The organism is Endozoicomonas sp. SESOKO4 (assembly GCF_024606275.1).
This window is the reverse complement of the sequence record NZ_JAHHPS010000669.1, coordinates 1-6,051: the sequence shown is the minus strand read 5'-3', so window position 1 is coordinate 6,051 and position 6,051 is coordinate 1. Positions and strand designations below refer to the sequence as shown.

General features: G+C 49.3%; 6 protein-coding genes. 1 reads left to right on the top strand and 5 read right to left on the bottom strand.

Features of this window, described 5'->3' with window-relative positions:
* Window positions 1-807: SET domain-containing protein (locus tag KDK16_RS12965; protein WP_257276444.1), on the top strand; the 807-nt coding region annotated here is incomplete at its 5' end.
* A gap of 91 nt (window positions 808-898) precedes the next feature.
* On the opposite strand, the gene tkt is transcribed toward KDK16_RS12965, so the two are convergent.
* The 5 genes from tkt to KDK16_RS12940 form a co-directional block, all read right to left on the bottom strand.
* Entirely contained in the window at window positions 899-2,896 is a 1,998-nt protein-coding gene (tkt, locus tag KDK16_RS12960) for a transketolase (protein WP_257276443.1), read from the bottom strand.
* A 166-nt stretch (window positions 2,897-3,062) separates the two neighbouring features.
* A complete protein-coding gene (gene arsB / locus KDK16_RS12955; protein ID WP_257254959.1) occupies window positions 3,063-4,085 on the bottom strand; it encodes an ACR3 family arsenite efflux transporter in 1,023 nt (340 codons plus the stop codon).
* 80 nt (window positions 4,086-4,165) lie between these two features.
* Complete coding sequence (locus tag KDK16_RS12950; RefSeq protein WP_257276442.1) at window positions 4,166-4,804, bottom strand: MerR family transcriptional regulator; 639 nt, start codon at window positions 4,802-4,804, stop codon at window positions 4,166-4,168.
* Window positions 4,805-4,822: 18 nt separating this feature from the next.
* A complete protein-coding gene (ribA, locus tag KDK16_RS12945) occupies window positions 4,823-5,416 on the bottom strand; it encodes a GTP cyclohydrolase II (protein ID WP_257252830.1) in 594 nt (197 codons plus the stop codon).
* Window positions 5,417-5,477: 61 nt separating this feature from the next.
* Window positions 5,478-6,051, bottom strand: a 574-nt coding sequence (locus KDK16_RS12940; RefSeq protein ID WP_257276441.1) for a TIGR02281 family clan AA aspartic protease, incomplete at its 5' end; no start/stop codon positions are given.

Here is a 6,051-nt window from a genome sequence, read left to right as displayed (position 1 = left end):
GGCAAATATCATGTCTTTACGATGAAGGATATGGGCAATCAGATCGATTTCCCGGAAAACGACTCCTATGTCGCCTGGTCGGGTGCTTTTATTGCAAAATCTGGCAGACCGGCCATTGAAATTGGCCGTGACGGTAAGAAGGATATCCGATTCCTGAATCACTCCAAGGAACCCAATGTCATGATCCGCTGTTCAGGCAGTGATACGGTAGAATGGGGGAATCAGGACAGTATTCAGCTAGTGGTTGTCGCTATAAGCGATATAAAACCGGGGGAAGAGCTGCTATTCGATTACGATAAAAACAAGCAAGACTCTGAAATAGACTTCAGCAAGTCAGACGTAGAAATAGCAACCGAAAAACAAAAAAACAAAATAATCAACAGAGTTAAAAACCTGAATCAAAAAGGTTTACACACCGAAGAAAAAAGATCAGCCAGAACAATGCAAAAAGAGATTATACTGCCATCAGAGCTTGATGATGAAATTGGTGAGATCTTGGAAACGCTCCGCGAAGTTCGTCGTGCAAATTGTGCACCCGCAACGCTTGATGACATAAATAAAGAATTAGATGACTCTCAGAAGAGACTTCTCAATATCATTTTCTCTGATAATCCCTCAGTTTTAAAGGATCTGGCTTCACATTTATTCCCGGGAAAAACCGGACCAAAAAAACAAGCTTTTATGAAAAAATTAACCATTGAAAATATTGAACAATTGAAAACCTATTTATCTCGATCCATTTTTAATGGCAGTCAAACCTGGTTTAAGGTTCCAGAATTAAAACGACATATCTCTTCTTATAGATAGAATTAAAAAACGGCAGTTGATATCAACCATCTGCCGTTTTTTCGCAGGCTTTTAAAAGCCATTCAGGGCGTCAGGTTCCCTGTTGTTGCTATCAGTCCAGAATCTCTTCAGCGGCAGCAACAATATTTTCTACAGTAAACCCAAAGTATGGAAAGAGATCACCGGCCGGTGCAGACTCACCGAAAGTGGTCATGCCGATGACCCGTCCGTCCAGGCCAACGTACTTGTACCAGAAGTCAGCCGCAGCGGCTTCAATCGCGATACGGGCAGGGACTTCAAGAGGCAAAACCATCTGCTTGTATTGCGCATCCTGAGCATCGAAAACCTCAGTGGATGGCATGGATACAACGCGGACCTTACGGCCCTGAGCGGTCAGGGCAGCTTCAGCGTTCATGGCCAGTTCCACTTCAGAACCGGTAGCAATCAGGATCAGTTCAGGAGTACCTTCGGAATCCTTCAGTACATAACCACCACGGGCAATGTCCACTACCTGATCAGCTTCACGATGCATACAGGGCAGACCCTGACGGGAGAAGATCAGTGCACTGGGGCCATCTTCACGCTCGATCGCATGTTTCCAGGCCACCGCCGATTCAACGGTGTCACAAGGACGCCATGCATTCACGTTAGGCGTCAGGCGCAGGCTGGCAATCTGTTCTACTGGCTGGTGTGTGGGACCGTCTTCACCCAGACCAATAGAGTCGTGAGTATAAACCAGAATACTGCGCTGCTTCATCAGAGCCGCCATGCGCACAGCGTTACAGGCGTATTCCATGAAGACCAGGAAGGTTGCACCGTAAGGTACGAAACCACCGTGCAAGGCGATACCGTTCATCATGGCGGTCATGCCGAATTCACGGACGCCGTAGAACACGTAGTTACCAGTGGCGTCAGCAGGCTTAACGCCTTTGGAACCACTCCACAGAGTCAGGTTGGAGCCCGCCAGATCAGCAGAACCACCCAGCAGTTCTGGCAACAGCGGACCAAAAGCATTCAGGGTGTTCTGGGAAGCCTTACGACTGGCGACTTTCTCGCCTTCTGCCTGACAGGACTTAATGAAGTCATCTGCCTTGGCAGAGAAGTCAGCAGGGAGTTCGCCTTTCTGACGACGAACAAATTCAGCCGCCAGTTCAGGGTGAGCAGACTGGTAAGCAGCAAACTTTTCGTTCCATACGGTTTCTTTAGCGGTACCGGTTTCTTTGGCATCCCAATGGCTGTAGATGTCGGACGGGATTTCAAAAGCAGGATGTTCCCAACCCAGACGCTCACGGGTTAATTTGATCTCTTCGTCACCCAGGGGGGCACCATGACACTCTTCCTTGCCTTCCTTGTTAGGAGAACCAAAACCGATGACAGTCTTGCAGCAGATCAGAGTAGGTTTGGTTTTTTCCGCACGGCCTGCTTCGATAGCAACACGTATTGCTTCAGGGTCATGACCGTCAACATTTGGAACAACGTGCCAGTTGTAGGCTTCGAAACGCTGCACGGTGTCGTCGGTGAACCAGCCTTCTACTTCGCCATCAATGGAGATACCATTGTCGTCGTAGAAAACGATCAGTTTACCCAGCTCCAGAGTGCCTGCCAGAGAGCACACCTCATGGGAAATACCTTCCATCATGCAGCCATCACCCATGAAGACATAGGTGTGGTGGTCAACAATGTTGTGACCTTCCCGGTTGAACTGAGCCGCCAAAGTCTTTTCGGCAACTGCCATACCCACGGCATTGGCAATACCCTGACCCAGAGGACCGGTAGTAGTCTCGATGCCCGGAGCGTAACCGTACTCAGGGTGGCCTGCGGTTTTGGAGTGCAACTGACGGAAGTTCTTGAGGTCTTCAACAGACACATCGTAACCGCTCAAATGCAGCAAAGAGTAAAGCAGCATGGAGCCGTGACCGTTGGACAGAACAAAACGGTCCCGGTCAGCCCACTGAGGGTTAACCGGGTTGTGATTCAGATAATCACGCCACAATACTTCAGCAATATCAGCCATACCCATTGGGGCACCGGGGTGTCCGGACTTGGCTTTCTGTACAGCGTCCATACTCAGGGCGCGGATGGCATTGGCTAGCTCACGACGTGAGGACATAGGAATCAGGGCTCCGAAGATCCAGTCTGTTTTAAATTGGCGCTATTCTAATGCCTTCAGCCACAAACTGAAATCGCTATATATGACTATCCTGAATCTCCTGAACACTTTATTGATAGCCATTGCCTCTGAAAATCCGGGGTGTCTGCGATTCGAAAGTCACTGATCAGGAAGACTCCCGTTCAGTGAATGACTGTCGTGTTCGATTAGCATAGGCAACCAGTGACAACATCACCGGCACTTCCACCAAAACACCCACAACCGTTGCCAAAGCGGCCCCGGAATTCAGTCCAAAAAGACTGATGGCCACGGCAACAGCCAGTTCAAAAAAGTTGGAGGCACCAATCATTGCACCAGGTGAGGCAATGTTATGGGGTTGCTTCCACTTCTTCATCCATAAATAGGTGATGGCAAAAATCAGATAGGTCTGGATGATCAGGGGTATGGCAATCAGGAAGATATCCAGGGGATGGGCAATAATCGTGTTGGCCTGAATCCCAAACAGAAGAATGACTGTGCCAATTAACCCAATGATCGAAAAGGGCTTGATGCCTGTCAGAAATAGACTCAGTGCTTGTTCGCTGCGAACAGCTTTTCGGGTCAACCAGCCTGCAAGCACTGGTATCACCACAAACAGTCCGACGGACAGAAACAGGGTATTCCAGGGTACAAATACCTCTGTTACTCCCAGCAAAAAGGCGGCAAGGGGAGCAAACGCAATGAGCATGATCAGGTCATTGATGGCGACCTGAACCAGAGTGTAGTTAGGGTCTCCCCTGGTCAACTGACTCCAAACAAAAACCATGGCAGTACAGGGTGCGACACCCAGTAGAATCATACCGGCAGTATACTCTTTACCCAGCTCAGGACTGATCCAGTCGCCAAAAACATAGCGAATAAACAATACGGCCAGCAGTGCCATGGTGAAAGGCTTGATCAACCAGTTAATAGTGACGGTGATGATCAACCCTTTTGAACGACGATGAACGTTTTTAATGGCAGAGAAATCCACCTGCATCATCATTGGATAGATCATCAGCCAGATCAGTACCGCGATAACCAGATTAATGCTGGCGTATTGCCATTGGCCAAGAGCCTCAAAGAATTCTGGAAATTGCAGTCCACCAAAAAGCCCTGCAAATATGCCCAAAGCAACCCAAAGGCTGAGATAGCGTTCAAAAATCCCCATAGCTGACCTCATATTCTTAAATCGCCAGATGTCACGGCAAAAGCTATTATCAGTGGACCGGATGGAAAGTCTATAGGTTTTTAGGGCTGTCTGGACCAGCCGCGGATTTTATCGATCTCCTCTTTATCAATGCCCAGTGACTCCAGAAATTCCTGATGCGCCTGCGGCTCCATTTTTTCAAACTGCTGATGCCAGCTTTTCATATCCTCCTCGCTGAACCCGGCCGCTTTCATAATTTCTACCCAACGATCTTTGTTGACCATATTTTGCTCCAGTAATAAAGGTTGTTTAAGCAGCAATACAGTGGCTTTTTGCTGCTGGCGCAACTTCTGAATCTCATGCTCAAGAGCCAGCAGCTGGCCACGCAAAATGCGTTCTTGCTCCCTATCGTCTTCACCGTCGAGAAGTCGCACAATATTGCTGACCGGTGTGCCGAAAGCACGGTAAGCCATGATCGCTTCAAGACGTTTGATTTCATTCTGCCCATACCATCGATAGCCATTCTCTGATCGAGTGTGGGGCATTAGCAGACCTTCACGCTCATAATGTTGCGGAAGATCGACAGGTTGGTGGAAGCTGATCCGGCATACCGAACCCGCTCTGGTTTCCTTCAGGAAATCGCGCGCGCCAAGCTGCACAAAATAGGATAAAGGGATTATCAGGGAAGGAGATGAACTCATTTCAAGCAAAATACATGAAGAGCCAGTAACAGGTCGCACCTGGCTCCGGCTCAAGTATTACGCGGTATCGTACAAATGCCCGAGCTTCCAGACCTTGGTGGTCAGGTACTTCTCATTGTGGGGATTCTGCCCGGTCTGATGGGGCTGACGATGAACAACATCAACCCCCTGACGGGCCAGGGCTTCCACCTTCTTTGGGTTGTTGGTCATCAGTACTAGTTGTGTAACCCCCAGGTGATCCAGCATGGTCTTGCACATATCGTACTTGCGCAAGTCAGCGGCGAAACCCAGTTCTTCATTGGCTTCTACAGTATCCAGACCTGTATCCTGAAGCTGGTAAGCCCGGACTTTGTTCATCAAACCTATTCCACGGCCTTCCTGACGCAGATAAAGAATCACCCCGCGACCCGCTTCGGCAATCTTGCGCATGGCCGCCTCAAGCTGGGGACCGCAATCACAGCGCATGCTGAAAAGAGCATCTCCGGTCAGACACTCTGAATGGACCCGCGCCAGAACGGGACCACCCTCGCTCACATCCCCCATGGTGAGAGCCAGATGCTCCTTGCCGGTGCCACTCTCTTCAAATCCATGCATGATGAACTCACCGAAAGGGGTGGGCAAGCGAGACTCTGCAACGTAACGAACAGACACTCACTACTCCTCAAGACAGTCGTGGGGTGGAATTGTAACAGTACAAGATGTTACAGGCGAGCTAATAAGGAGCCTGCAATGTCATGACCCCACCTTCTTCACTGAATCGGATGTGCTTCAGATAACTCATGCCCAGTAACACGGTTTCAGGGCTACTGCCTTCAATCACTGTGGCTTCAACATTAGCAACCCGAATACCGCCGACCATCACGAAATTCAACATCACCTGAAAGCCTTTGACCACTCCACTGGCGGTTTCGACACGAATCGGGCTGCCATCCTGGTATCGGATGCCAAGCCGGTCAGCTGTGGCACTGCTGATAGCCACAACATTTGCTCCGGTATCCACCAACACCTGAACAGGTTTATTGTTAATAATACTCTGGGCAAGGTACTGCCCATCATTGCTTCTGTTGATTCGAGCAGTCAGAAGCTCCGGTGATTGAATACCATCACCCATATCACGACTGAGAAAATAATCTTTCGCTACGCCATTGATTTCAACCCGGGCTTTCCGACTGCTGGCATCAATCAGCCTGACTCCTTTTACCGGTTGTTGGCCTACCTTCAGAAATTGACGCTCACCATCAATGAACACCAGAGCCTTGTCTGGGAGGTTTGACTGACACTGGAGG